The sequence below is a fragment of the Mycobacterium sp. GA-1841 genome, from assembly GCF_001954135.1.
Classification (GTDB): domain Bacteria; phylum Actinomycetota; class Actinomycetes; order Mycobacteriales; family Mycobacteriaceae; genus Mycobacterium.
Genome location: NZ_MBEQ01000017.1, coordinates 45,286 through 71,001 on the forward strand (window position 1 = coordinate 45,286; position 25,716 = coordinate 71,001).

General features: G+C 67.5%; 24 protein-coding genes and 1 pseudogene. 13 read left to right on the top strand and 12 right to left on the bottom strand.

Translation table 11 applies throughout. The annotated features are described in order from the left end of the window. Positions 1-6: 6 nt before the first annotated feature. From A5740_RS04595 to A5740_RS04605, 3 genes are all read right to left on the bottom strand, one after another. Positions 7-906 carry a peptidase gene (locus A5740_RS04595; protein ID WP_076191865.1) on the bottom strand — a complete coding sequence of 300 codons (900 nt, stop codon included), beginning with the start codon at positions 904-906 and terminating at the stop codon, positions 7-9. Further along, positions 875-2,011, bottom strand: a complete 1,137-nt coding sequence (gene ripC / locus A5740_RS04600) for a peptidoglycan hydrolase RipC (protein WP_076191866.1) — start codon at positions 2,009-2,011, stop codon at positions 875-877. Before ripC ends, A5740_RS04595 begins: the two co-directional genes overlap by 32 nt. A gap of 152 nt (positions 2,012-2,163) precedes the next feature. Further along, complete coding sequence (locus A5740_RS04605; protein WP_076191868.1) at positions 2,164-2,430, bottom strand: hypothetical protein; 267 nt, start codon at positions 2,428-2,430, stop codon at positions 2,164-2,166. A gap of 208 nt (positions 2,431-2,638) precedes the next feature. Between A5740_RS04605 and A5740_RS04610 the strand changes: the two are divergent. Then, positions 2,639-4,459: pseudogene (locus A5740_RS04610) on the top strand (DEDD exonuclease domain-containing protein); the annotation flags it as partial. Here the strand turns inward: A5740_RS04610 and trpD are convergent. After that, entirely contained in the window at positions 4,397-5,446 is a 1,050-nt protein-coding gene (gene trpD / locus A5740_RS04615; RefSeq protein WP_076191871.1) for an anthranilate phosphoribosyltransferase, read from the bottom strand. The pseudogene A5740_RS04610 and the gene trpD sit on opposite strands and share 63 nt — an antisense overlap. 180 nt (positions 5,447-5,626) lie before the next feature. On the opposite strand from trpD, the gene A5740_RS04620 reads away from it, so the two are divergent. The 4 genes from A5740_RS04620 to A5740_RS04635 are packed head-to-tail and all read left to right on the top strand — an operon-like array spanning position 5,627 to position 9,943. Then, the gene (locus A5740_RS04620) at positions 5,627-6,238 is read left to right on the top strand and encodes a heme-copper oxidase subunit III (protein ID WP_003885537.1); all 612 of its coding nucleotides are present in this window, start codon (positions 5,627-5,629) and stop codon (positions 6,236-6,238) included. An 11-nt stretch (positions 6,239-6,249) separates the two neighbouring features. Beyond that, positions 6,250-7,092 (top strand): c-type cytochrome, encoded by an 843-nt coding sequence (locus A5740_RS04625; protein ID WP_175616168.1) that lies wholly within the window; start codon positions 6,250-6,252, stop codon positions 7,090-7,092. Further along, a complete protein-coding gene (locus tag A5740_RS04630; protein WP_076191873.1) occupies positions 7,089-8,309 on the top strand; it encodes a ubiquinol-cytochrome c reductase iron-sulfur subunit in 1,221 nt (406 codons plus the stop codon). Before A5740_RS04625 ends, A5740_RS04630 begins: the two co-directional genes overlap by 4 nt. After that, positions 8,306-9,943, top strand: coding sequence for a cytochrome bc complex cytochrome b subunit (locus tag A5740_RS04635; protein ID WP_076191874.1), 1,638 nt, complete (start codon positions 8,306-8,308; stop codon positions 9,941-9,943). The genes A5740_RS04630 and A5740_RS04635 overlap by 4 nt, the downstream gene beginning before the upstream one ends. Before the next feature lie 327 nt (positions 9,944-10,270). On the opposite strand, the gene A5740_RS04640 is transcribed toward A5740_RS04635, so the two are convergent. The 4 genes from A5740_RS04640 to A5740_RS04655 form a co-directional block, all read right to left on the bottom strand. Continuing rightward, the gene (locus A5740_RS04640) at positions 10,271-10,852 is read right to left on the bottom strand and encodes a DUF2561 family protein (RefSeq protein ID WP_076191876.1); all 582 of its coding nucleotides are present in this window, start codon (positions 10,850-10,852) and stop codon (positions 10,271-10,273) included. Further along, complete coding sequence (locus A5740_RS04645) at positions 10,852-11,724, bottom strand: MmpS family transport accessory protein (protein ID WP_076191878.1); 873 nt, start codon at positions 11,722-11,724, stop codon at positions 10,852-10,854. The genes A5740_RS04640 and A5740_RS04645 overlap by 1 nt, the downstream gene beginning before the upstream one ends. A 185-nt stretch (positions 11,725-11,909) precedes the next feature. Beyond that, entirely contained in the window at positions 11,910-12,329 is a 420-nt protein-coding gene (locus A5740_RS04650) for a cytochrome c oxidase subunit 4 (protein WP_076191879.1), read from the bottom strand. 12 nt (positions 12,330-12,341) lie between these two features. After that, entirely contained in the window at positions 12,342-13,379 is a 1,038-nt protein-coding gene (locus tag A5740_RS04655) for a cytochrome c oxidase subunit II (RefSeq protein WP_076191881.1), read from the bottom strand. 157 nt (positions 13,380-13,536) lie between these two features. Here A5740_RS04655 and asnB point away from each other — a divergent pair, with 157 nt between their 5' ends. Further along, positions 13,537-15,525: an asparagine synthase (glutamine-hydrolyzing) gene (gene asnB / locus A5740_RS04660; RefSeq protein ID WP_076191883.1), complete on the top strand. Its 1,989-nt coding sequence runs from the start codon at positions 13,537-13,539 to the stop codon at positions 15,523-15,525. Positions 15,526-15,560: 35 nt separating this feature from the next. On the opposite strand, the gene A5740_RS04665 is transcribed toward asnB, so the two are convergent. Beyond that, positions 15,561-16,538: a carbohydrate kinase family protein gene (locus A5740_RS04665; RefSeq protein WP_076192223.1), complete on the bottom strand. Its 978-nt coding sequence runs from the start codon at positions 16,536-16,538 to the stop codon at positions 15,561-15,563. Positions 16,539-16,709: 171 nt separating this feature from the next. On the opposite strand from A5740_RS04665, the gene A5740_RS04670 reads away from it, so the two are divergent. Continuing rightward, on the top strand, positions 16,710-17,336 hold the full coding sequence (locus tag A5740_RS04670; protein ID WP_076191885.1) for a hypothetical protein: 627 nt from the start codon (positions 16,710-16,712) through the stop codon (positions 17,334-17,336). Between the two features lie 21 nt (positions 17,337-17,357). On the opposite strand, the gene A5740_RS04675 is transcribed toward A5740_RS04670, so the two are convergent. Continuing rightward, complete coding sequence (locus tag A5740_RS04675) at positions 17,358-17,714, bottom strand: iron-sulfur cluster assembly accessory protein (RefSeq protein ID WP_067774303.1); 357 nt, start codon at positions 17,712-17,714, stop codon at positions 17,358-17,360. Positions 17,715-17,953: 239 nt separating this feature from the next. Between A5740_RS04675 and A5740_RS04680 the strand changes: the two genes are divergently transcribed. Genes A5740_RS04680 through A5740_RS04695 form a run of 4 tightly spaced genes read left to right on the top strand, consistent with a single transcriptional unit; the run spans position 17,954 to position 20,932 of the window. Next, entirely contained in the window at positions 17,954-18,589 is a 636-nt protein-coding gene (locus A5740_RS04680; RefSeq protein WP_371454722.1) for a DUF3043 domain-containing protein, read from the top strand. Between the two features lie 23 nt (positions 18,590-18,612). Further along, the gene (locus A5740_RS04685) at positions 18,613-19,146 is read left to right on the top strand and encodes a bifunctional adenosylcobinamide kinase/adenosylcobinamide-phosphate guanylyltransferase (RefSeq protein ID WP_076191888.1); all 534 of its coding nucleotides are present in this window, start codon (positions 18,613-18,615) and stop codon (positions 19,144-19,146) included. Beyond that, entirely contained in the window at positions 19,143-20,210 is a 1,068-nt protein-coding gene (cobT, locus tag A5740_RS04690) for a nicotinate-nucleotide--dimethylbenzimidazole phosphoribosyltransferase (protein WP_076191890.1), read from the top strand. The genes A5740_RS04685 and cobT overlap by 4 nt, the downstream gene beginning before the upstream one ends. Next, positions 20,207-20,932: an adenosylcobinamide-GDP ribazoletransferase gene (locus tag A5740_RS04695; RefSeq protein ID WP_076191891.1), complete on the top strand. Its 726-nt coding sequence runs from the start codon at positions 20,207-20,209 to the stop codon at positions 20,930-20,932. Before cobT ends, A5740_RS04695 begins: the two co-directional genes overlap by 4 nt. Here A5740_RS04695 and A5740_RS04700 read toward each other — a convergent pair. Next, on the bottom strand, positions 20,929-22,035 hold the full coding sequence (locus tag A5740_RS04700; RefSeq protein WP_076191893.1) for a branched-chain amino acid aminotransferase: 1,107 nt from the start codon (positions 22,033-22,035) through the stop codon (positions 20,929-20,931). The genes A5740_RS04695 and A5740_RS04700 overlap by 4 nt on opposite strands. A 41-nt stretch (positions 22,036-22,076) precedes the next feature. Continuing rightward, positions 22,077-23,207 carry a glycine cleavage system aminomethyltransferase GcvT gene (gene gcvT, locus A5740_RS04705; RefSeq protein WP_076191894.1) on the bottom strand — a complete coding sequence of 377 codons (1,131 nt, stop codon included), beginning with the start codon at positions 23,205-23,207 and terminating at the stop codon, positions 22,077-22,079. 58 nt (positions 23,208-23,265) lie between these two features. Here gcvT and A5740_RS04710 point away from each other — a divergent pair, with 58 nt between their 5' ends. Both A5740_RS04710 and A5740_RS04715 read left to right on the top strand, forming a co-directional pair. Beyond that, positions 23,266-24,774, top strand: a complete 1,509-nt coding sequence (locus A5740_RS04710) for a leucyl aminopeptidase (RefSeq protein ID WP_076191896.1) — start codon at positions 23,266-23,268, stop codon at positions 24,772-24,774. A 28-nt stretch (positions 24,775-24,802) separates the two neighbouring features. Next, positions 24,803-25,714 carry a lytic transglycosylase domain-containing protein gene (locus A5740_RS04715; protein WP_076192225.1) on the top strand — a complete coding sequence of 304 codons (912 nt, stop codon included), beginning with the start codon at positions 24,803-24,805 and terminating at the stop codon, positions 25,712-25,714. Positions 25,715-25,716: the final 2 nt, after the last annotated feature.

The window sequence follows — 25,716 nt, forward strand, 5'->3', positions numbered from 1 at the left end:
GACAGGTTAGCCGGTCATCCACCGACGCCAGCCGGCAACCACGGTGTCCTGGTCGGTGCCCAGGATCTCGCGCACTGCAGTGGCGACGTCGGGATGGCCGGGTCCGCAGGCACGCCGGTACAGCTCCCGCAGCGTGCCGGCACCGTAGGCGTCGGCAACGTAGCGGGCGAACCACCATGCCCGGTCATAGGCCAGACTGCGAGTCTGCCCGGGAGTGTCGAGATCGGCGTCGGTCGGCAGCTGCGCCAGTGCGGCAGCGTGCGCAGGCGGTGCCCTGGGTGGCCGCCCGACATAGTCGGCCACTCCCTCGGTGAGCCAGCGCGGCGCATCGGCCGCCGTCTGCGACCGGGCGGCGTAGTGGAACAGCTCATGGCGCAGCACGATTCGCAACGCGTCCGGACTCATGTCCGCGGCGCCGGGGGCGAACATGACCCGCTGCGCGGTTGTGGTCGCGGCAATGTCGGCCACTCCCCCGCCCAGCACCTGGAACTGCTGATCGGAACCTGCCACCGCAATCTCGATGTCGCGGCGCCAGTCCGGACCCCAGAACGCGGTCACCACGGCCGTGGCGTCGGGAAGTTCGGCACCGAGACGCTCCACCAGGGCCTGCGATCGGGGTCCGCCGAGCGCCAGGAACCGTACAGATCGCCCGTCGGGCAACACCATGGAGGTGACCGGGTCGGACGGCGGTGCAGCAGACGTGGCGGTGGACGCCGGCTCTGTAGGTGGAGGTGACGCGGTCGGCATGGATGGCGTGGGCCGCCACACCAACGCCGTGGCCAGTGCCAGTTCGGCCACCAACACCGCGGCCAGCAGCGGCCTGCGGCGGCTCAGAGTCGAGCCGTTATCGGACGACTCAGTAGCGGCGAACGACTCAGTACCGACGAACGTTGTAGATCGGCGCATTGTTGACCGGGGCCACCCGTACCGGGGTGCCGTAGGTCGACGCATGCACCATCATCCCGTCGCCGATGTAGATGCCCACATGCGAGGCGTCGGAGTAATAGGTCACCACGTCGCCAGGTTGCATCGAATCCGTCGAGACCGGTTGGCCGCCGCGGGCCATGGCCTGACTGGAATGCGGCAGCGAGATCCCGGCGTGCTGGAACGCCCACATCACCAGGCCCGAACAGTCGAACGAGCTGGGACCGGCTGCCCCCCAGGAGTAAGGCGAGCCGATGCGACTCAGCGCCGCCTGGATGACAGTGCCCGAATGTCCGCTGCCTTCATCGGGAAGCGCACCCTCCGGCGGGGCGACGTCACCGGGCGGAATACCGTTCGGCGGGTCAGCCAATACGGCGGGATCCTGCGCCGGTGGCAACGGCTCAGGTGCGGGGACCGGCGGGGTCGGCGGCAGAGCGTTCATCGCCTCCCGCTGGGCCGGCGTCAACGCCTGGTACTGCGACTTGACGATCGCGATCTGCACCTGGAGTTGACTTTGCTTGGATTGCAGGTCAGCGCGCACTGCGGCGGCCTGCTCGGCGGCGGTCTTGGCGTCGGCGGCCGACTTCGCGGACTCCTTCTCGGCCGCGGCGGCTTTCGCGCCGGCGGTGCGGAAGTTCGTCATCTGCGCCGACATCTCGGTTGCCATCACCCGCTGCACGGCGAGCTGATCGATCAGCTGCTGCGGCGAACCAGCCGTCAGGATCGCGTCCACACCGGAGGTGCGGCCACCCATGTATTGGGCTGCAGCAACCTTGTTGACCGAACTCTGGAATGTTGCCAACTGAGATTCGGCGGCGCCTACTGCCGCGGCGTCATCGGCATGCTTCTTTTCCGCAGCTTCTTGTGCGGCAAGCTTGTTGTTCAGATCGAGCTGCGCCGAGTGCATGGCCTCGGTGGTCTGCTCCGCCTGGCGCGACAACTCATTGAGCTTTGCCAGAGCGTCATCCGCGGGATCCGCGTGCGAACTGGCGGCGAGAAATCCGGCGAACAAGGTCAAGCCCGCAATTGCACCTGCAAAGGGTCGCTTGACACGACTTGTGGGCCGATGCGCGCGGTCGTGCCTCAAGTTTTTGTCCTTACAACTGGCGATGGCGAGCCGCCTGGAACTGCTCTCAGGTCTCAGATAGGTTACGAAACGGCATCGGCCTTGTCCAACAGAAGCTGCCAATTTAACAGCCCGGTCTGGGAATTTTCCTGTGCGCCAGTGGATGCGTGTCGTCAGGCGACGCCGGATCTGCCGTCCCGGTGAATCGGGACGAGCCGCAGCCGCGGCGCAAGCCCCACGTCAGCCAGCACTTCCAGGGCCCGGCGCTCGTCGTCCAGCAAAGTTTCCGGAACTCCGAGCAGCACGCTGACGACACAGTCCTGGCAGCCCGGACCGCGTACCGCGCAATCATCGCAGTCGATGGTCACGCTGCCTGCGCGTGGCTCGGCGGCGTCGGGCTCGTCGGCATAGGACCAGTTGTCCCGCCGCAGTCCGCTCATCTTGACCGTCCTCTCGATCGGTGTTGGGGGGCACGCTATCGGCGGGGACCGACAAGTAGCGGAGCGGATTGGAGCGACAAGCCCGACAAGTAGCGGAGCGGATTGGAGCGACAAGCCCGACAAATAGCGGAGCGGATTGGAGCGACAAGCCCGACAAGTAGCGCGTGGCAGCCCGACCTTGTCGGTGCCAGTACCTACGGTCACTGTCATGGGTCAGCGCAGCATCGCCGACGTCGAGCAGCTGGCGCTGGATTTCGACCCGACCTTCGACTCGGTTTCGCTCGCCGACACCACCTTCGTCGTGGTGGACCTGGAGACCACGGGCGGACGGGCCACCGCCAAGACCCCCGGTGCGGGCTACGACGCCATCACCGAGATCGGCGCGGTCAAGGTTCGCGGCGGCGAGGTGCTCGGTGAGCTGGCCACGCTGGTCGATCCGGGTCGCGCCATCCCACCTCAGATCGTCGAGCTCACCGGGATCACCACGGCGATGGTGCGCAACGCACCCCGCATCGAATCGGTGCTTCCGTCGTTTCTCGAGTTCTCCCGCGGCGCGGTGTTGGTCGCCCACAACGCCGGGTTCGACATCGGTTTCCTGCGGGCGGCGGCCCAGCGTGCGCAGCTGAGCTGGACACGCCCACCGGTGCTGTGCACGGTGAAACTCGCCCGCCGGGTGTTGACCCGCGACGAGGCACCCAGCGTGAAGTTGTCGGCGCTGGCCCGGCTGTTCGGTGCGTCCACCACGCCGACCCACCGCGCGCTGGACGATGCCCGGGCCACCGTCGACGTCCTGCACGCACTGATCGAGCGCGTCGGCAACCAGGGAGTCCACACCTACGCCGATCTAAGGTCGTACCTGCCCGACGTCACGCCGGCGCAGCGCCGAAACCGTTCACTGGCCGACGGGCTGCCCAACCGCCCCGGTGTCTATCTCTTCCGCGGCCCCTCCGGCGAGGTGCTGTACGTGGGCACCGCGGTCGATCTGCGCCGTCGGGTCCGCCAGTACTTCACCGGCGCCGACCCGAGGGCCCGGATGAAGGAGATGGCCTCGCTGGCGGTCGCGGTCGACCACGTGGAGTGCGCTCACGATCTGGAGGCCGGGGTCCGTGAGCTCCGCCTGCTCGCCGCCCATGCGCCCCCGTACAACCGGCGCTCCAAAGCCCCGCAGCGATGGTGGTGGGTCGCGCTCACCGACGAGGCCTTCCCGAGGTTGTCAGCAGTGCGAAACCCGGGACACCGCACCGCTTTCGGACCGTTCTCGGCCCGATCCGACGCCGTGCAGTCCGCTGCCCTGCTGAGCCGCTTCACCGGTCTGCGCACCTGCACGGCCCGCTTCGGCACGGGCCGACGGCACCGCTGCCCCGAGGTCGAGTTGTCACCGTGCCCGGCGCCGCAGGACATCGACGCCGACGCGTATGCGGGCGCCGTCGGTAGGACCACCGCGTTGATCGACGGCGCCGACCACACCGCACTGGCGGCCACCCTCGACCACATCGCTGAGGTGGCGGCCGCCAGACGATACGAGACCGCCGCCCGGCTCCGCGATCATGCCGCGGTTGCAGTCGAGGCACTGTGGCGCGGGCAACGGCTACGCGCGCTGGCCGAGCTGCCCGAACTGGTGGCCGCCCGTGGCGATGGCCACGGAGGTTGGCATTTCGCGGTGATCCGCCACGGTCAGTTGGCCGGGGCGGGTACGGCGCCGCGCGGGGTGCCGCCGATGCCGGTGGTCGACGCGATCTGCGCGGCCGCCCAGGTGATCCTGCCGACCGCAACGCCTTTGGGTGGCGCACTGGTCGAGGAGACCGCGCTCATCGCGCGCTGGTTGGCCACACCCGGAGTCCGCATCGTGCGCACCGACACCGGCGTCCAGACCGGATACGCCACCCCGATCGGCTCGGCAGGCCGCTACGCGACGTGGGCGGCCACCGCGCGTTCGGCCCGACTGGCCGCTGACCAACAGCAGAACTCAGAACTGCAGACTGAACCGCACCCAACGCGCGAGCAGTTGTTCGGCCGCACCGGAGTCGATCGCCTCGGTGGCGCGCGCCAGACCGGCCTCCCACGCCGGAACCCACTGGGCGTCGCTGGCTAGCCCCGCATGGGCGACCATCGCCCCCGCCGCATTGAGCACGACGGCGTCGCGTACCGGCCCCTTGGCCCCACCGAGGACTGCTCGCGCCTCGGCGGCGTTGGCGGTGGCGTCGCCACCCACGAGCTCACTGATATCCGCACGCTTGAAACCGAAGGCCGCCGGGTCGAACTTCAACCGGTCCACGGTGCCGGCCTGCACACGCCAGATGGTGCTGGTGGTCGTGGTGGTCAGCTCGTCGAGACCATCGTCGCCGTGCACCACCAACACACTGGAACCACGTGCGGCATACACCCCGGCCATCACCTCGGCCAGATCGTCGAACGCGCAGCCGATCAACCCGGCGCGCGGCGAGGCCGGGTTGGTGAGCGGTCCGAGCAGGTTGAAGACGGTCGGAACGCCGATCTCCCGGCGCACGACCGACGCGTGCCGGTAGGACGGATGGAATTGCGGAGCGAAGGCGAACCCGATACCGACCTCGGCGACGCTGCGCGCCACCTCCTCCGGACCCAGGTCGATCCGCACCCCGAGCGCCTCCAACGTGTCGGCCCCGCCCGACAGCGACGATGCCGCCCGGTTGCCGTGCTTGATCACCGGGACACCGCACGCGGCCACCACGATGGCCGCCATCGTGGACAGGTTCACCGTGTTGGCTCCGTCGCCGCCGGTACCGACGATGTCCACCGTCGCGGTTCCGATCTGATCGGTGGGCACCCGGCGGGCGTGCGACAGCATGATGTCGGCCAGCTCGCCGACCTCACCCGAGGTTGGCCGCTTCATCTTCATCGCCACCGCGAAGCCGGCGATCTGAGCCGGGGTGGCCACCCCGGTCATGATCTGGTCCATCGCCCAGCCCGCGTAACCGTTGGGCAGGCTCTGCTCGGTGGTCAGACGTCCCAGAATGAGCGGCCACGACGGCGCCGCCACGGAACGTGGAGAGGCTGGGTCCGCCGGCGGGAACTGAGGTAAAGATCCAGAAGGCACCGCCGAATGCTATCGCTGCGACCGTCGAGACCCGGGGTCGCGGGGAACTGAACGCGACACGTTTACGACCAATTGCTCGACCCGGGTGGAGATCGACAACTACAAAGCGTCATACTTGCGGATGTGACGAGCGCTGTAGGTACCTCGGGAACGGCAATCACGTCGCGCGTTCATTCGCTGAACCGGCCGAACATGGTCAGTGTCGGCACCATCGTGTGGCTTTCCAGTGAACTCATGTTCTTTGCTGGACTGTTTGCGATGTATTTCACGGCGCGCGCCCAAGCTGGTGGAGACTGGCCGCCCGAGCCAACCGAACTCAATTTGGCCCTTGCCGTTCCGGTGACGCTGGTGCTTATCGCGTCATCCTTCACCTGCCAGATGGGCGTGTTCGCCGCCGAGCGCGGCGACGTGTTCGGGCTGCGCCGGTGGTATGTGATCACGTTCCTGATGGGCCTGTTCTTCGTACTGGGCCAGGGATACGAGTACATCCACCTGGTCGAGCACGGCACCACCATCCCGGGCAGTGCCTATGGATCGGTCTTCTACCTGGCGACCGGTTTCCACGGCCTGCACGTGATCGGCGGTCTGGTTGCCTTCATCTTGCTGCTGGCCCGCACCAAGATGAGTAAGTTCACGCCTGCGCAGGCCACCGCAGCGATCGTCGTCTCGTACTACTGGCACTTCGTCGACATCGTCTGGATTGCGCTGTTCGCCACCATCTACTTTGTCCGATGATCGGCTCGCCGATGCGTCCGATGATCGACTCGATGAGAAGGGGTTCGATGACCAGCAAGTCGCGCCGACGGCTGCGCCGGCGATTGTCAGCAGGTCTGCTGCTGTTGATCGGCCTGTCAGTCGCAGGTGGTGTTGCGGCCACGCTGACACCCACACCGCAGGTCGCGGTCGCCGACGAATCGCAGTCGGCGCTGCTGCGCACGGGTGAGCAACTGTTCGACACGTCGTGCGTCTCGTGCCACGGCGCCAACCTGCAGGGTGTGCCCGATCGTGGTCCCAGCCTGATCGGCACCGGCGAGGCGGCGGTGTACTTCCAGGTGTCGACAGGGCGTATGCCCGCGATGCGTGGCGAGGCCCAGGCCCCGTCCAAGCCGGTGCACTTCGACGAGTCGCAGATCGATGCGCTCGGCGCCTTCGTGCAAGCCAATGGCGGTGGCCCCACCGTGATCCGCGACGAGAACGGCGCGGTGGCCCAGGAGTCCCTGATCGGGTCCGACGTGGCCCGCGGCGGCGACCTGTTCCGGTTGAACTGCGCCTCGTGCCACAACTTCACCGGCAAGGGCGGCGCGCTGTCCTCTGGCAAGTACGCGCCGGACCTCGGTGACACCGAGCCGGCTCAGATCTACACCGCGATGCAGACCGGGCCGCAGAACATGCCCAAGTTCTCCGACCGGCAGTTGTCGCCGGAAGAGAAGCGCGACATCGTCGCCTATGTCCGCGAATCGGCCGAGACGCCCAGCTACGGCGGCTACGGGCTCGGCGGCTTCGGGCCCGCTCCCGAAGGCATGGCGATGTGGATTATCGGAATGGTGGCCGCCATCGGTGTGGCCATGTGGATCGGGGCACGCGCATGAGTCAGGACGACCCGAACAACAAGGGTGACATCAAGGGCACCGACACCCCGGGTCAGACCGGTGTGCCCGGACAGCCGACCGACGCCGAACTCGCGAACATGTCCCGTGAGGAACTCGTCGAACTCGGCGGCAAGATCGACGGCGTCGAGACCATCTTCAAGGAGCCGCGCTGGCCGGTTCCGGGCACCAAGGCCGAGAAGCGCACCGAGCGGCTGGTCGCGTACTGGCTTCTGCTCGGCGGGCTTTCGGGCCTGGCGCTGCTGCTGATCTTCCTGTTCTGGCCGTGGGAGTACCAGCCCTTCGGTTCCGAAGGTGAGTTCCTCTACTCGCTGGCCACCCCGCTGTACGGCCTGACCTTCGGCCTGTCGATCCTCGCGATCGGCATCGGCGCGGTGCTGTTCCAGAAGAAGTTCATCCCCGAGGAGATCTCGGTCCAGGAGCGTCACGACGGGCGCTCCCCCGAGCTGCACCGCAAGACCATCGCGGCCAACCTGACCGACGCCCTGGAGGGTTCGACCGTCAAGCGCCGCAAGCTGATCGGTCTGTCGCTGGGCATCGGCCTGGGCGCATTCGGAGCCGGCACCCTGGTGGCCTTCATCGGCGGGCTGATCAAGAACCCGTGGAAGCCCGTGGTGCCCACCGCCGAAGGCAAGAAGGCCGTGTTGTGGACCTCGGGGTGGACGCCCCGATTCCACGGCGAGACGATCTACCTGGCCCGCGCGACCGGGCGTCCCGGCTCGTCGCCGTTCGTCAAGATGCGGCCCGAGGATCTCGACGCCGGTGGCATGGAGACGGTCTTCCCCTGGCGGGAGTCCGACGGCGACGGCACCACCGTCGAGTCCGAGCATCACCTCACCGAGATCGCGATGGGCGTGCGTAACCCGGTCATGCTGATCCGCATCAAGCCGGCCGACATGCCCCGCGTGGTCAAGCGAAAGGGCCAGGAGAGCTTCAACTTTGGTGAGCTGTTCGCCTACACCAAGGTCTGCTCGCACCTGGGCTGCCCCTCGTCGCTCTACGAGCAGCAGACCTACCGCATCCTTTGCCCGTGCCACCAGTCGCAGTTCGACGCGTTGCACTTCGCAAAGCCCATATTCGGTCCGGCTGCGCGCGCGTTGGCGCAGCTGCCCATCACCATCGACAAAGACGGCTACCTGGTCGCCAACGGCGACTTCGTCGAGCCCGTCGGACCGGCATTCTGGGAGCGCAAATCATGAGCCCTGACCTTGCCAAGATCGCAGGCGCACAAGGCGATGCGATCGATTCCCGTTACCACCCGTCGGCGGCAGTACGCCGGCAGCTGAACAAGGTGTTTCCCACCCACTGGTCGTTCCTGCTGGGTGAGATCGCGTTGTACAGCTTCATCGTGCTGCTGATCACCGGTGTCTGGCTGACGCTGTTCTTCGATCCGTCCATGGCACACGTCACCTACGACGGTGTGTACCAACCACTTCGCGGCGTGCAGATGTCGCGGGCCTACGAGTCCGCGCTCGACATCAGCTTCGAAGTGCGCGGCGGTCTGTTCGTCCGCCAGATCCACCACTGGGCCGCACTGATGTTCGCCGCGTCGATCATGGTGCACATGGCGCGCATCTTCTTCACCGGTGCGTTCCGCCGCCCGCGTGAGGCCAACTGGGTGATCGGCTCGCTTCTGCTGATCCTGGCGATGTTCGAGGGCTACTTCGGCTACTCGCTGCCCGACGATCTGCTGTCCGGTATCGGTCTGCGCGCCGCACTGTCCTCGATCACCCTGGGCATGCCGATCATCGGCACCTGGCTGCACTGGGCACTGTTCGGCGGGGACTTCCCCGGCGAGATCCTGATCCCGCGTCTGTACGCACTGCACATCCTGTTGATCCCGGGCATCATCCTGGCTCTCATCGGCGCACACATGGCGCTGGTGTGGTTCCAGAAGCACACCCAGTTCCCCGGCCCCGGCCGCACCGAGACCAACGTGGTCGGCGTGCGCGTCATGCCGGTGTTCGCGGTGAAGTCCGGTGCATTCTTCGCGATGATCACCGGTGTGCTCGGCCTGATGGGCGGCCTGCTGACGATCAACCCGATCTGGAATCTGGGTCCCTACAAGCCGTCTCAGATCTCGGCGGGTAGCCAGCCCGACTTCTACATGATGTGGACCGAGGGTCTGGCGCGTATCTGGCCGGCCTGGGAGTTCTACCCGTTCGGCCACACCATCCCCGCGGTGGTCTGGGTCGCGTTGATCATGGGCGGTGTCTTCGGGTTGCTGATCGCCTACCCCTTCATCGAGAAGAAGGTCACCGGCGACGACGCACACCACAACCTGCTGCAGCGTCCGCGTGACGCACCGGTACGTACCGCGATCGGTGCCATGGCGATCGCCTTCTACATGGTGCTGACGCTGGCCGCGATGAACGACATCATCGCCCTGAAGTTCCACATCTCGCTGAATGCGACCACCTGGATCGGTCGTATCGGCATGGTGGTGTTGCCGGCCATCGTGTACTACATCGCCTACCGCTGGGCCATCTCGTTGCAGCGCAGTGACCGTGAGGTGCTGGAGCACGGCATCGAGACGGGCATCATCAAGCGCCTGCCGCACGGGGCGTACGTCGAGCTGCACCAGCCGCTGGGACCGGTCGACGACCATGGTCACCCGATCCCGTTGGAGTACCAGGGCGCTGCCCTGCCGAAGCGGATGAACAAGCTCGGCTCGGGTGGTGCACCCGGTACCGGCAGCTTCCTGTTCGCCGATCCGGCCGTCGAGCACGAGGCGCTCACCGAGGCGGCCCACGCCTCCGAGCACAAGGCCCTCACCGCGCTGCGCGAGCAGCAGGAGCGAAACGGCAACGGGGATACCAACGGTCATCACTGACCACTCCCCTACCCCGAACAATCGCCGCAGCTCTCTCCGGAGAGTTGCGGCGATTGTTTTATGCGGGGCGGCCCGGTATTGGTCTAGGTTCTGGTCTAGGGCTGATCTAAGGCTGGTCTAGGGCTGATCTAAGGCTGACGGTCCACCGAGATTGCATACAGGGACAAGATTGGCGTCGATCTTGTCCCTGCGTGCAATCTCGGTGCTGCCGGACCCTCATGGAGGTAACAGCCAGAGCAATTCACACGTTCCTGGCATCTCAGCTGGGCGGATCCGCCGCACCGCGAACGACAACGCCGGATGTGGGCAGAAAGAATTGAGAGAGCACTACGCCGAGAGACGGTCGAGCTCGCGCAGCGCCACGATGAGCAGCGCGACGACGCCGGCGGTGACGACACCGGCCAGGCCGTACAGGCACCAGGACAGCACATCACTGCCGGTGGCCATCAGATAGGTGGCCAGACCGACCGCCGCGGTCCCGACCCCCAGGGCGCAGGTGACCGCCAAGGTGAACCGCAGCCACACGACCTGGGCAGCGGCCGTGGGTGCGCCGTTGTCTGCCGCGTAACGGCTCATGGAGACCGGCGCGGCCCGGTAACTGCCCCCGATGGGGCGCGGTGAGCGGGCCGGAGGCTGCGGTCGTCGTCCCGGCTGTCGGTTGTCGGCCTGGGCCCGCGCCCGCAGCAACAGCGGCACTGCTGCAGCGATGACCACCACGGACAAGCCGATCACGGTGTAGAGCACCCACGGGGTGTCAGCGCCTTCGGAGCCCTGCGGGTGGCTTCTGCCCAGGTCGACGAGGGCGACCACAGCGGCCACCCCGGCACCCAATGCAGCGAGCCAGACCGCGGCGCACGCGCCCAGCAAGACTCGGTCGGTGTTGTCGAGTTCGCTGATCGGCCCGGTCATCAGCAGGCTGTCTGTGCCGAATTGTTGGCGTTGGACGACAGCACGGTCCCGTCACTGGCCGTGATCGAGCAGTTCAGCCTGCTGACCAGAAAAAGGCTGGAGGCTTCGACCGAACCCACGTCCGAATTGGAGATCGGCGTCATCGTGAAGGTCCACGGGATGTAGACATTGCGCAGCGTGCGCCGGTTTCCGTTGCCATCGACATAGGTGATCGTGATGATGTCACCCGGCGCCTTGGTACCCGTCACGGAATACGTGACCTGACGCGGTCCGGCGTGCGTCGTCGTGGTGGTGGGTGGCGGAGTCGTCGTGTTCGGAGCCGGCGGCGGTGCCTCACTGGTCGGGGCCGGCGGAGGCGGCGGCGGCTCGGTCACCGTCACCGTCTCGGGCGGCGGCGGAGGCGGCAGCTCCTCTGAGGTCGGCGGGGGCGGCGGTGGAGGCGGTGTGGTGGTGGTGATCTCGTCTTGCACCGGCGGCGTCGACGTCGTCGTACTGGGCTTCGGCGTCGCGAGATTGTCGGTTTCGCTGTCGCGGGTCACCAGCGCGGCCACCGAGGCAACCAGTGCCACTGCGGCGATGATGGCCGTGATCCCGACCACCCACGGCCAGCGCGGCGGCGGGGCGGTGTCGACGAGTTCGGTCGCCGGGTCATAGTCGTCGTAGTCGTAGAGCGCCACGTCGGCGGGCACGTACGGCCCGCTGGTGAACTGCTCGGACTCCGGGGCGGAGTACGCCTGCGAGTAGAACTCCGTCTCACCATCCGCGCCGGCGCCGGTCACCTGAGTCGGCTCCTCGGGTGCGGAGTGTTTTCCGGGTTGATCCGGCAAATCAGAACCGGAGGCACCCGGTTCCGGGGGATTCGGCCCGCTCATCTACGCCTATCCTTCTCGACAACTTCGCTGCCACGCGGACCGAACGGAGCCGTTCGCTGGTGACAGCGCCCCGGCAACATTACCCAACGAGGAGAAGCCGGTCAGTCCGGCGCTGCCGGTGGCGGATGAAGTGACGGCTCGATTGTGACCTTGACCAGGCCACAACCGGCACGTCGTCGGACGGGTCAGTGCTTCTCAGGACCCCAGTAGTACTCGAAGACCAGGCCACTGACGGCCATCAGCACCAGGCAGATACCGGCCACCATCAACCAGGGCAACCACAGTGCGGTGCCGACCGCGACGACCGAGAAGGCCAGCGCGATCAGGATCGGCCACCAGCTGTGCGGCGAGTAAAAGCCCAGTTCGCCTGCACCGTCGCTGATCTCGGCATCCTCATAGTCCTCGGGGCGGGTGTCGAGACGACGGGCCACGAAGCGGAAGAACGTGCCGGTGATCAGGGTCAGGCCGGTGGTGAGCGCCAGCGCGGTGGTACCGGCCCACTCCACGCCGCCGTTGGCGAACATTGCCGTCAAGACGCCGTACACGACCGCCGACAACGCGAAGAACGCCGTGAGGATCTCGAACAGTCGAGCTTCAATATGCATTGCGTGTAGCCCCTACTTGCTCGCCTGCGGTGCCTGCTCACCGCGTCGGGTATCGAACGGGTGAGTGGTGATGGCCACCGGCGGCTGGTTGATCGCCGCCAACGCCTCGGCATTGGTCTTGCCCGCGTTGCGCTGGTCGATGTAGGCCTTGAAGTCATTGGGTTCGACGACTCGGACCTCGAAGTTCATCATCGAGTGGTAGGTGCCGCACATCTCGGTGCAGCGCCCGACGAACGCGCCGGTCTGCTCGATCTTGCTGACCTGGAAGATGTGATCCGAGTGGTTGGCCACCGGGTCGGGCATCACGTCACGCTTGAACAGGAACTCGGGCACCCAGAAACCGTGGATCACGTCCGCGGAGTTGAGCTGGAACTCGACGCGCTTGCCGACCGGGAGGACGAGGACCGGGATCTCGTTGGAGGTGCCCAGCGTCTCGATCTTGTCGAAGTTCAGGTAGGTGCGATCCTCGGGGTTGAGGCCACGCACGGCGCCGACGCGCTCATGCCCGTGCTCGTCCTCGCCCTCGGGCTTGGACGTCATTGCGGCCTTGCGCTCGGGATCGGCACCGTCGTAGTCGAATGACCCGTCGGCGAAGTCGATCTTCTGGTAACCGAACTTCCAGTTCCACTGGAAGGCGGTCACGTCGATGACGACCTCGGGGTTGGGATCCTTGTGCAGCATGCGCTCCTGGACCACCACGGTGAAGTAGAACAGCACCGAGATGATGAGGAACGGGATGACCGTCAGCACCAGCTCGAGCGGCATGTTGTAGCCGAACTGGCGCGGAAGCTCAGTGTCGCCCTTCTTCTTCCGGTGGAACGCACTCGACCAGAAGATCAGAGCCCACACGATGGCGCCCACGACGAAGGACGCAATCACGGAGCCGATCCACAGCTCTCGGTTGAGTTTGCCCTCCGGGGTGATCCCGGTCGGCCAGCCGAGCGCGAGTGCGTCCTGCCAGCTGCAGCCGCTCAGCAAGAGGGCTGAGCCACCCAGGACGATTGTCAACAACGCCGCTCGGGCCACCGCCTTAAGCCCGCGAGGTGTCACGTTGGCGCCTCCTAGATCGGTATTTCGCGACCGCGACCGGTCGTTGTTTTGCGAATACTACGCAGCGTAGACCACGCCCGTGCGCGGGAGCGAAGCGACTGGCGCAACAGCGCGGGTGGTGGTCTGTCGGACCCGCCGGATCAGACATACTGGCGCGGTGTGCGGACTGCTCGCGTTGGTAACTGACCCCTCCCACTCGACCCGGGGTGAGGCCTCCCCCAGCCCCATATCGGAAGCCGAATCGCGGCTGGTCGACGCCGTGGCGAACGCTTCGCACCTGATGCGTCACCGCGGCCCCGACGAGCCTGGCACCTGGGCGGACCCGGCCGGCGACGGCCACGAGGGTTCCGTGGTGCTCGGCTTCAACCGGCTGTCGATCATCGACATCGCCCACAGCCATCAACCGTTGCGGTGGGGCCCGGCCGACGCGCCGGACCGGTACGTGTTGGTGTTCAACGGCGAGATCTACAACTACCTCGAGCTCCGGGAGACGTTGACCGCCGAATACGGAGCGGTGTTCCACACCGACGGCGACGGCGAGGCCATCGTCGCGGCCTACCACCACTGGGGTGCCGATTCGCTGAACCGGCTGCGCGGGATGTTCGCGTTCGCGTTGTGGGACACCGTCGAGCGCGAGTTGTTCTGCGCGCGGGATCCCTTCGGCATCAAACCGCTGTACCTGGCCACCGGACCGGGCGGCACCGCGGTGGGCAGCGAGAAGAAGTGCCTGTTGGACCTGGCCGACCTGCTGGGGCTCGACCTCGGCATCGACGAGCGGGCCGTGCAGCACTACACCGTGCTGCAATATGTGCCCGAACCCGAGACGCTGCACCGCGGGATCCGCCGACTGGAGTCGGGCAGCTATGCCCGTCTCAAGCCCGGCGGGCGCCCCGAGGTGACGCGGTATTTCGTTCCGAAGTTCACCGCGACGCCGTTCGTCAAGGGCGCAGAGCAGGCCCGCTACGACGAGATCACCGCGGCGCTGGAGGATTCTGTCGCCAAGCACATGCGGGCCGATGTGACGGTGGGCGCGTTCCTGTCCGGCGGCATCGACTCGACGGCCACCGCTGCGCTGGCGATGCGTCACAACCCTCGCCTGATCACCTTCACCACAGGCTTCGAGCGTGAGGGCTTCTCCGAGGTCGATGTGGCCGTGGCCTCGGCGGAAGCCATCGGCGCGCGGCACGTCACCAAGGTGGTCAGTCAGGCCGAGTTCGTCGAGGCACTGCCGGAGATCGTCTGGTATCTGGACGAGCCGGTGGCCGATCCGGCCCTGGTGCCGCTGTTCTTCATCGCACGGGAGGCCCGCAAGCACGTCAAGGTGGTGCTCTCCGGCGAGGGTGCCGACGAGTTGTTCGGTGGCTACACCATCTACCGGGAACCGTTGTCGCTCAAGCCTTTCGACTATCTGCCCCGGCCGGTGCGCAAATCGCTGGGCAAGGCGTCCAAGCCGCTGCCGGAAGGGATGCGCGGCAAGAGCCTGCTGCACCGCGGTTCGCTCACGCTCGAAGAGCGGTATTACGGCAATGCCCGCAGCTTCTCCGACGATCAGCTGCGGGCGGTACTGCCGGGCTTCCGGCCGGAGTGGACCCACACCGACGTGACCGACCCGATCTATGCGCAGTCCGAGGGCTGGGATCCGGTGGCGCGCATGCAACACATCGATCTGTTCACCTGGCTGCGCGGCGACATCCTGGTCAAGGCCGACAAGATCACCATGGCCAATTCGCTGGAGCTGCGGGTGCCGTTCCTGGACTCCGAGGTGTTCGCAGTGGCCTCGCGGTTGCCGGTCGATCAGAAGATCACCCGCTCGACCACCAAGTACGCCCTGCGCCGCGCGCTCGAGCCGATCGTGCCCCCGCATGTCCTGAATCGGCCGAAGCTGGGCTTCCCGGTGCCGATCCGGCACTGGCTGCGCGCTGGTGAGCTGCTGGATTGGGCCAATGCGATGACGGCGTCGTCACAGGCCGGTGCCTACGTCGATCTGGCCGCCGTGCGCACCATGCTCGACGAGCACCGCAATGGCGTCAGCGATCACAGCCGCCGACTGTGGACCGTGCTCATCTTCATGCTGTGGCACGCCATCTTCGTCGAGCACAGCATCACCCCGCAGATCAAAGAGCCGCACTACCCGGTTCAGCTGTAACGGGTAGTGCGGCTCCCACGTCGGGTCAGGTGGCGCTACGCGCCGAGTGCCTTGCCGATCTCGGCACCGGCCTCGGCACCGTAGGCGTCGGACAGACGCTGCACCGCCTCGGCGGCATCCCAGGTCCATTCCTGCGGACCGGTCGCCTCCAGCACCAATACCGCGACCAGCGACGCCAGCTGGGCGGAGCGTTCCAGGCCCAGCCCGGCACTGCGCCCGGTCAGGAAGCCGGCACGGAACGCGTCGCCGATGCCGGTGGGGTCGGCCTGGTGCTTCTCGGGCACCACGTCGACGTGGGCGAACGTGCCGTCGGAGCTGACCAGGTCGACGCCCTTGGCGCCGAGGGTGGTGACGCGCATGCCGATCTGGCTCATCACCTGCGCTTCGCTCCACCCGGACTTCTGCAGCAGCAGGTCCCATTCGTAGTCGTTGGTGAACAGGTAGGTGGCGCCGTTGATCAGCTTGCGGATCTCGTCACCGGAGAGCCGGGCCAGTTGCTGGGACGGGTCGGCGGCGAAGGCGAGTCCGAGCTTGCGGCACTCCTCGGTGTGCAGGAACATCGCGTCGGGGTCGTTGGCGCCGATGATGACCAGCTCCGGAGTGCCCACCCGCTCGACGAGGTCGGCCAGGGAGATGTTGCGCGCCTCCGACATCGCACCCGGGTAGAACGACGCGATCTGGGCCATGTCCTCGTCGGTGGTGCAGACGAAGCGGGCGGTGTACGCGGTCTCGGAGATCAGCACGCTGTCGCAGTCCACGCCCGCGTTCTGCAGCCAGGTCCGGTATTCGTCGAAATCCTGCCCGGCCGCACCCACGAGGGCGACGTCGCCGCCGAGCGCGCCGATGGCGAAGGCCATGTTGCCCGCGACACCGCCGCGGTGGATCACCAGATCGTCGACCAGGAAGCTCAACGACACCTTCTGCAGGTGGTCGGCCAGCAGCTGCTCGGAGAACTTCCCCGGGAACCGCATCAGGTGGTCGGTCGCGATGGATCCGGTCACTGCGATGGTCACGAATGTCACCCTTCATTTTGTTAAGTCGACTACATAAACCCTACTCGCGCAGCCCGGTGGTCAGTCTGAGCCACGGTCGCACTTTCCGGGTTGCGCTAACCTGCGTATAACCGTAATCCCGGTCACCGTAGACGGCTGACCCACCTCCAGATCACGCGGGAGCGCCAATTAATGACTGGTTCTTACCAGTACCCCGAGCACATTCCGCCCCAGCAGTATCCCGAGCAGATACCGTCCGCTGCCCCGGCGTATCCGGGCACGATGCCGCCACCGGTTCCGTACCCCAAGCGGAGGTGGCCCAAAATCCTGGCGGTAGTGCTGGCGGTGGCTGTGCTGGCCGGCGTGCTGATCGCGGTGTTGAACGCCGGTGGCGGCGGCAGGCCTGCGACTCCGGAAGCAGTCTCGGACGCCAAGGCTCAGGCCGCTATCCAGGAGTACCTCGACGCTCTGATCGACGGGGATGACGAAACCATCGCACGCCACACGCTGTGCGGGCTGTACGACGGGGTGAAGGACCGCAAGGCAGATCTCGCGGTGGCCGGCCTGGCCAGCGACGCATTCCGCAAGCAGTTCAGCCATGTCGAGGTGACCGGCATCGACAAGAACGTGCCGTGGTCCACCACGCAGGCGCAGGTGCTGTTCACCATGAAAGTCGCTCCGGCAAGCGGATCGACACGGGGTCAACGTCCCATGGACGAGGAACAACAGGGCGTGGCGCAGCTGCTGGTGCAGAGTGACGGAAAGACCGAGCAGGTATTGGTGTGCTCGTACGTGCTGCGTACCAGCGGTCAGTACTGACCGCCGGCCGTCAGCTCAACGTCAGTTGAAGGAGTCGCCGCAGGCGCAGGAGCCGGTGGCGTTGGGGTTGTCGATCGTGAAGCCCTGCTTCTCGATCGAGTCGACGAAGTCGATCGTGGCGCCCTGTACATACGGAGCGCTCATCCGGTCGACGGTCAGATTGACGCCGCCGAACTCGGCGGTCAGGTCACCGTCGAGCGTCCGGTCGTCGAAGAACAGGTTGTAACGCAGGCCGGCGCAACCGCCCGGCTGCACCGCGATCCGCAGTGCGAGGTCGTCGCGGCCTTCCTGGTCCAGCAGCGCCTTCGCCTTCGACGCCGCGGCGTCCGTCAGGGTCACACCGTGGGTCTCGGTGGAGGTGGCGTCCTGAACAGTCATAGCTCTCCCTAAGCATCCCTGGGCATCTCTGATGCCGGTACAGCTGAAGTACGTCGCAAACGCGTGGACAACAACCGCGCGTCTACTACCTCAACGGTACCTTGTTCCGCCGCTATTCCCGACTTATCCACAGGCCGGGGCATGTGGCCAGGGCACATTCCGTGGGCAGTAACCTGGCTGGCGTGAAGCTGTTGGGCCGTAAGAAGGACAACGAAGGCGAACCCGCCGGGACCGACCGGGTGGGCGACGAGGTCACGGGCGACGAATCGACCTCCGCCGCATCCTCGGCGGCCGCCGGCACCGCACCCAAGGGCCGGCCGACACCCAAACGCAGCGAGGCCACCAAGCGACGCGGTCCCGTCGCTCCCGCTCCCCTGACCGCCGCCGAGGCGCGGCAGCGCCGCAAGGAGCTGCGTGGGCCCAAGCTGTCGAAGGAAGAGCGCAAGATCGAGCGGATCACCCGTCGCGCCGACATGGCCGACCGCCGCGAGAAGATGATGGCCGGCGACGAGGCCTACCTGCTGCCCCGGGACAAGGGCCCGGTGCGCCGCTATGTCCGCAACATCGTCGACGCGCGTCGCAACGTGCTCGGCCTGTTCATGCCGGCCGCGCTGGCGATGATCTTCTTCATGCTGGCGTTGCCCTCGCTGAAGTTCCAGCAGATCCTGTCCTACGCGATGCTGGTCCTGGTGGTCATCATGCTCGTCGACGGGGTGATCGTGGGCCGCAAGGTGAACCGCATGGTGGACGAGAAGTTCCCCGACAACACCGAAAGTGGTTTCAAACTCGGGCTTTACGCGGCCAGCCGGGCCTCCCAGCTGCGGCGCATGCGCGCGCCGCGACCCGTGGTCAACCGCGGCGACAAGATCTCTTGATGGCCGTTGGGGCGGCCTGAGGCGTGCGGACCCTGGTGCTCGGCGGTATCCGATCGGGCAAATCACTGTGGGCCGAGGCAGCCGCGACGGCCGCGGCCGGGGACGATGTGCCGGTGCGTTATCTGGCCACCGGCCCGACCGCGGACAGCGACGGGTCCTGGGCTCGGCGCGTCCGCGCACATCAGGCTCGCCGGCCCGCACATTGGCGCACTGTGGAGACGGCCGATCTGGCCGTTGACCTGCGTGCCGCATCCGACACCGCGACGCTTGTCGACGACATCGGCGGTTGGCTGACCGCGATCATGGACCGGCTCGGCGCCTGGTCGGGGGCATCGGTGCACCACGAGGTCGACGCGCTCACGGCGGCGGTCGAGGGGTTTGCCGCTCCCCTGGTCCTGGTCAGTCCCGAGGTCGGGCTCACCGTGGTGCCCGCCACCGAGGCAGGACGCCGGTTCGCCGACGAATTGGGCACGGTCAACCAGCGCCTGGCCGCGGTGTGCGACCGGGTGGTACTGGTGGTGGCCGGCCAGCCGCTCACGGTGAAGGAGCCGTCATGACCGAATCCGATTCCTTCGACCCGGTCACCGAGCCGGATGCCGAGGTGGCTGCGACCGCGCGGGCCCGCCAGGCTCGGCTCACCAAACCACCCGGCTCCCTCGGCCGGCTCGAAGAGCTTTCGGTCTGGGCGGCCGCCTGCCAGGGCGTGTGCCCGCCGCGGGCACTGACCCGGCCCCGCGTGGTGGTCTTCGCCGCCGACCATGGGGTCACGGCCGCGGGTGTCTCGGCGTTTCCCTCGGCGGTGACCGGACAGATGGTGGCCAACTTCGACGCCGGCGGTGCCGCGATCAACGTGATCGCCGAGGTGGCCGGTGCCTCCGTACGCGTGGCCGACATCGCCGTCGACTGCGACGAACCGCTGTCGGCCGCGATCGGCGCGCACAAGATCCGCCGCAGCTCGGGCAACATCGCCGTCGAGGATGCGCTCAGCCGCGAAGATGCGGCGGCTGCGCTCATGGCGGGGCGCCGCATCGCCGACGACGAGGTGGACGCCGGCGCCGACCTGCTCATCGCCGGCGACATGGGCATCGGAAACACCACGGCCGCAACAACTCTGGTGGCCGCCCTGACCGGAGCCGAACCGGTGGTGGCGGTGGGCCGCGGCACCGGCATCGACGACCTCGGATGGATGCGCAAGGCCGCCGCGGTCCGCGATGCGCTGTACCGGGCCCGCGACGTGACGCGCGATCCGCTGGGCCTGCTGCAGGTCTGCGGTGGGGCCGACCTGGCCGCGATGGCGGGGTTCCTCGCCCAGGCCGCGCTGCGGCGGACCCCCGTGCTGCTCGACGGCCTGGTCGTGACGGCCGCAGCCCTGATCGCCGAACAGTTGGCACCGGGCGCGCGGGCGTGGTGGCAGGCCGGTCACCGGTCGACCGAACCCGCCCACAGCCTGGCGCTGTCCCACCTGGGTCTGGAGCCGATCGTCGACCTCGGCATGCGCCTGGGTGAAGGCACCGGCGCGGCGGTGGCCCTGCCGATCGTGCGAGCGGCGATCGCCACCCTGGCATCGATGGCCACCTTCACTGAAGCCTCGGTAGCCGGACCGCCCGAATCAACATCATGATTTCCGCGCTGGGCGGGGCCTTCGCCTTCGGCACGGTGCTGCCGGTGCGCACCTCGGAAGGCATCGGCCGGGGTGCGTTGACCGCGCTGCCGGTGGTCGGCCTGGTGCTCGGCGCACTGGCGGCCGCGGTGGTGGTCGGCGGCCAGTGGGCGTTCGGCACCGGCAGCGCCCTTGCCGGTCTGCTGGCCGTGGCCGTCCTGTTGCTGGCCACCCGCGGACTGCACATCGACGGGTTTTGCGACACCGTTGACGGCCTGGGGTGTTACGGCCCGCCGGAGCGGGCGCTGGCGGTCATGCGTGAGGGGTCGGCCGGACCGTTCGGCATGGCCGCGGTGATCGTCGTGATCGGTTGTCAGACATTGGCTTTCGCCCAACTCAGCGCGGTGGCCGTCGTCGTCGCGGTCACTGCGGGCCGCGTCGCGGCGGTACTCGCCTGCCGGCGTTCGGTGCCGGCGGCGGCCGGCAGCACGTTGGGCGGCGCCGTCGCGGGCACCCAGCCGGTCATCGTCGTGGCGGCGTGGATGGTCGCGGTCGCCACCCTGGCCGCATGGGCGGGCCCTCGGATGTGGCAGGGCCCGGTCGTGGTGCTGGTTGCGGTGGGCACTTCGGCGCTCCTGGTCGCGCACTGCGTGCGACGGTTCGGCGGCATCACCGGCGACGTGCTCGGCGCGGCCGTCGAGGTGACGACGACGCTGACGGCGCTGGGGTTGGCGGTCGGCTAGTTCAGCCGGGCCATCCAACCGTGGGTGTCGGCGAAAGTGCCGCGCTGGATTCCGGTCAGGGTGTCGCGCAGGGCCATCGTGATCTCGCCCGGTTTCCCGTCGGCGATGGTGAACTCGCCATCCGCGTACTTGACGTGTGAGACCGGCGTGATCACCGCGGCGGTACCGCAGGCGAACACTTCGGTGATCTCGCCCGCCGCGGCCTTCTTCTGCCATTCGGCGACGTCGATCTTGCGTTCCTCGACCGCGAAGCCGGCATCGGTGGCCAACTGCAACAACGAATCTCGGGTGATGCCCGGCAATAGCGAGCCGGACAGCTCAGGCGTGACCAGGCGGGCCGAGCCGCCGCTGCCGAAGACGAAGAACAGGTTCATCCCGCCCATCTCTTCGACGTAGCGGCGTTCGGTGGCGTCCAGCCACACCACCTGATCGCACCCGTTGTCGGCGGCCTCGGCCTGCGCGAGCAGTGAGGCCGCGTAGTTCCCGCCGAACTTGGCCGCTCCGGTGCCGCCCGGAGATGCGCGCACGTACTCGTGCGACAGCCACACGCTGACCGGTTTGATGCCGCCCTTGAAGTACGCCCCGGCCGGGGAGCCGATCACCAGGTAGCGGTACTCGTTGGCCGGACGCACGCCCAGGCCGGGCTCGGTGGCGATCACGAACGGCCTCAGATACAGCGACTCTTCACCCCCGGCCGCGGGCACCCACTTCTCGTCGACCGCGATGAGTTGACGCAGCGACTCGATGAACACGTCCTCGGGGAGTTCCGGGATGGCCAGCCGGCGCGAGGAGGTCTGCAGCCGGGCTGCGTTGGACTCGGGCCGGAACGACACGATCGAACCGTCGGCCCAGCGATAGGCCTTGAGGCCCTCGAACACTTCCTGGGCGTAGTGCAGCACGATGGCCGAGGGGTCCAGTTCGATGGGGCCGTACGGGATCACCCGTGCGTCGTGCCAGCCCTGGCCCTCGTTGTAGTCGATGGCCACCATGTGGTCGGTGTGGTACTTGCCGAAGCCGGGGTTGGCCAGAATGGATTCGCGTACCCCATCGGTCGCCGGATTCGCGTTGGCTGAAACCGTGAACTCGAGATGGCCGCTAGTCATGCAGCGATTGTATCGCCCGAGGCTAGCGAGTTTTCGGGGCCTCAGCGGGTGTGCGCGGCCACGAACGGCGGCTTGACCACCTCACATTCGACGGCACGGCCACGGACGTCCACACTCACCCGCTGTCCGTCGGCGATGTCGTGAGCAGTGTCGATGAGGGCAAGGGCGATACCGACTTTCAGCGTGGGCGAGAACGTTCCCGACGTCGTGGTGCCGATCCGGGTGTCCCCGGGCTTGCCCCCCGTCGCTTCGCTCGCCCCCGGACCGAGCACCGCGAGATCGGCACGCAGCACCCCGCGGCCGACGGCCTTCAGTCCGCGCAGCACCCGGGCCGGCCCGGCCTCCTTCTCGGCCAGCAAGGCCTCGCGTCCCCAGAACGCGTCCTTCTTCCATCCGATCGCCCAGCCGGTGCGGGCCTGCAGGGGCGAGATGTCCAGCGACAGCTCGTGGCCGTGCAGCGGATAACCCATCTCGGTGCGCAGCGTGTCGCGGGCGCCCAGACCGGCGGGTTCACCGCCGGCCGCGCGCACCGCCGCCGCCAGCGCGTCGAACACCACCCCGGCGTGGTCCCAGGCCGGCAGCAGTTCGTAGCCGTGCTCGCCGGTGTAGCCGGTACGGCAGACGCGTACACCGACGCCCTGGTAGTCGGCGTCGGCGTAGCCCATGTAATCCATGTCCGTCGGCAACCCGAGCGTGTCGAGCACCTCGGCGGATTTCGGTCCCTGCACCGCCAGCACCGCATACGAGCGGTGCTCGTCGGTGATGGTCAACCCCTGCGGGGCGTGCTTGCGCAGTTCGGCGACCACTGCCGCGGTGTTGGCGGCGTTGGGTACCAGGAAGATCTCGTCGTCGGAGACGTAGTAGGCGATCAGATCGTCGATCACCCCGCCCGTTTCGGTGCAACACAGGGTGTACTGCGCCTTGCCCGGGCCGATGCGGTTCAGGTCATTGGTCAGCGCGGAGTTGACATAGGCCGCCGCACCCGGCCCCTTGACCAGGGCCTTGCCGAGGTGGCTGACGTCGAACAGACCCACGGCGTCGCGGGTGGCGTTGTGCTCGGCAACGGTCCCGGCATAGGACACCGGCATCAGCCAGCCCCCGAATTCGGCGAAGCTGGCGCCCAGTTCGCGGTGGCGGTCTTCCAGGGGTCCATGCAGCAAGTCGTCGCTCACGGCCTCACCCTACCGGCCTTCTCAGCGCCGCATATCAACCCTGACTAGGGTGAACGGGATGAGCAGCGCACCCGGTTACCACGCCCCCACCGTCACCGTCAGCTCCTCCTTGCCCCGCGAGGGGGTGGCCGAGGCTGTCCTCGTCCTCGGCGTCGTCAGCGACGAGGCGGGCCCGAAAATCCTGTCGCCGCAGCCCTACCTCGACGACGAGGCGGTGGCCGCGGTCGAGTCCGGCCTGCAGGCACTGGGCGCGACCGGCGGTGAGGGCCAGACGCATCGGCTGGTCGTCGCGTCGCTCCCGCTGGCGAGCGTGCTCACCGTGGGTCTCGGCAAGCCGCGCGACGAGTGGCCCGCCGACGTGATCCGTCGGGCCGCCGGCACCGCCGCGCGCGCACTCGACAAGGTCGCCGCCGTGGTGACGTCGCTCTCGGCGATCGATGCCGAGGCCGCCGTCGAGGGTCTGATCCTGGGCGCCTACCGCTTCGACGAGTTCCGCAGCGCCAAGACCGCGCCCAGCGATGCCGGATTGACCGCGATCACCGCGCTGACAGCCGACGAGAAGGCCGCCGAGCAGTCCGTGCAGCGCGCAGTCGATGTGGCGTCGGCGGTCGCGACTGCCCGAGATTTCGTCAACACCCCGCCCAGCCACCTCTTCCCTGTGGAATTCGCCCAGCGGGCAAAGACTTTGGGCGAGGCGGCCGGGCTCGAGGTCGAGGTGCTCGACGAGAAGGCGCTGGCCGAGGCCGGCTACGGTGGCATCGTCGGGGTCGGAAAAGGTTCTTCACGTCCGCCGCGCCTGGTGCGGTTGACCCACCGCGGCGGTAAGGACGCCAAGAAGGTGGCGCTGGTGGGCAAGGGCATCACGTTCGACACCGGTGGCATCTCGATCAAGCCGGCCGCCAACATGCACCACATGACCTCGGACATGGGCGGTGCGGCAGCCGTCATCGCCACCGTGGTGCTGGCCGCCAAACAGAAGCTGCCCATCGAGGTGACCGCAACCGTGCCGATGGCCGAGAACATGCCCTCGGCCACTGCGCAGCGCCCCGGTGATGTACTGACCCAGTACGGCGGGATCACCGTCGAGGTGCTCAACACCGACGCCGAAGGCCGCCTGATCCTGGCCGACGCGATCGTGCGGGCCTGCGAGGACGAGCCCGATTATCTGATCGAGACCTCGACGCTGACCGGCGCCCAGACGGTGGCCCTCGGTGCACGCACTCCCGGGGTGATGGGCAGCGACGAGTTCCGCGATCGGGTTGCGACGCTGTCTCAGGCCGTCGGCGAAAATGGTTGGGCCATGCCGCTTCCCGAAGAACTCAAGGACGACCTCAAGTCCACGGTGGCCGACCTGGCCAATGTCAGCGGGTCACGCTATGCCGGGATGCTGGTGGCGGGCACGTATCTGCGTGAGTTTGTCGCCGACGGAGTCCAGTGGGCGCACATCGACGTCGCCGCCCCCGCCTACAACACCGGCGGCCCTTGGGGTTACACCCCCAAGGGCGGTACCGGTGTGCCGACGCGGACGATGTTCGCGGTCTTGGAGGACATCGCGCTGAACGGCTGATCCGGTGCCCCCGCCGAACGTGAACAAGATGGCGCGCTGTCTCGGCAATCTCGCCATCTCGTTCACGTTGGGCGCAGCGCTTGCCGGCTGCGCGGGATCGTCGCCGCCGACTCCCCTTCCATCGACCACGACGACCACAACCACCACCACGCCGGACGCTCCGGCGCACGCGCAGCCGCGCCTGGCCCAGGACCCCGGCACGCTCGCCGACGATCTCGTTGCCGACGAGCGTGCGCTGCGCGACCCGTCCACCCCCGAGGCCGCATTGACGCAGGCGGCACGGCGCCAACAGGTCGCCTACCGGGCGATCGGCCGCCATCCCGAGTGGGACGGCATCATCCGGCCCCGTATCCCCGCCGACCTGATCGCGTTCTACGACCGCAACGTCCACACACGGCGACAGGTCGCCACATTGGCCCGCCCCAAGGACACATTGCCGGCGTGGCGGATCACGCCCCCACCGCCGGCGGAGGAGTTACTCGCGGCCTACCGCGACGCCGAGGCAGCTTCCGGCGTGGGCTGGAACTACCTTGCCGCAATCAATTTGGTCGAGACACACTTCGGCAGCGTGACCGGGAACAGTTCGGCCGGCGCCCAGGGACCGATGCAGTTCATGCCGTCGACGTTTGCGGCCTACGGCCGTGGCGGCGACATCCACTCGCCCCGCGACAGCATCATGGCGGCGGGTCGTTACCTGGCTGCCAACGGGTTTGCCCACAATCCCGATCACGCCTTGTTCCGGTACAACAACGCCGACGAGTACGTGGCCGCAATCAACGACTATGCCGCGACGCTGGCCGCCGATCCGGCGGCATTCGGCGCCTACTACCGGTGGGATGTCTACTACGTCACCACTTCCGGCGACGTCCTGCTGCCGATCGGGTATGCGGTCGACTCACCCATTCCGGTAGGCGAATACCTCGCCACCCACCCGCAGTAACG

Bases quoted from the DNA above. Each gene is read 5' to 3' on its own strand.
- A5740_RS04605 (WP_076191868.1), bottom strand. From the start codon at position 2,430: ATGAGCGGACTGCGGCGGGACAACTGGTCCTATGCCGACGAGCCCGAC.
- A5740_RS04710 (WP_076191896.1), top strand. From the start codon at position 23,266: ATGAGCAGCGCACCCGGTTACCACGCCCCCACCGTCACCGTCAGCTCC.
- A5740_RS04675 (WP_067774303.1), bottom strand. From the start codon at position 17,714: ATGACTGTTCAGGACGCCACCTCCACCGAGACCCACGGTGTGACCCTG.
- A5740_RS04650 (WP_076191879.1), bottom strand. From the start codon at position 12,329: ATGCATATTGAAGCTCGACTGTTCGAGATCCTCACGGCGTTCTTCGCG.
- A5740_RS04670 (WP_076191885.1), top strand. From the start codon at position 16,710: ATGACTGGTTCTTACCAGTACCCCGAGCACATTCCGCCCCAGCAGTAT.
- A5740_RS04715 (WP_076192225.1), top strand. From the start codon at position 24,803: ATGGCGCGCTGTCTCGGCAATCTCGCCATCTCGTTCACGTTGGGCGCA.
- A5740_RS04700 (WP_076191893.1), bottom strand. From the start codon at position 22,035: ATGACTAGCGGCCATCTCGAGTTCACGGTTTCAGCCAACGCGAATCCG.
- A5740_RS04645 (WP_076191878.1), bottom strand. From the start codon at position 11,724: ATGAGCGGGCCGAATCCCCCGGAACCGGGTGCCTCCGGTTCTGATTTG.
- A5740_RS04695 (WP_076191891.1), top strand. From the start codon at position 20,207: ATGATTTCCGCGCTGGGCGGGGCCTTCGCCTTCGGCACGGTGCTGCCG.
- A5740_RS04630 (WP_076191873.1), top strand. From the start codon at position 7,089: ATGAGTCAGGACGACCCGAACAACAAGGGTGACATCAAGGGCACCGAC.
- A5740_RS04635 (WP_076191874.1), top strand. From the start codon at position 8,306: ATGAGCCCTGACCTTGCCAAGATCGCAGGCGCACAAGGCGATGCGATC.
- A5740_RS04595 (WP_076191865.1), bottom strand. From the start codon at position 906: ATGCGCCGATCTACAACGTTCGTCGGTACTGAGTCGTTCGCCGCTACT.
- A5740_RS04625 (WP_175616168.1), top strand. From the start codon at position 6,250: ATGCGTCCGATGATCGACTCGATGAGAAGGGGTTCGATGACCAGCAAG.
- cobT (WP_076191890.1), top strand. From the start codon at position 19,143: ATGACCGAATCCGATTCCTTCGACCCGGTCACCGAGCCGGATGCCGAG.
- A5740_RS04640 (WP_076191876.1), bottom strand. From the start codon at position 10,852: ATGACCGGGCCGATCAGCGAACTCGACAACACCGACCGAGTCTTGCTG.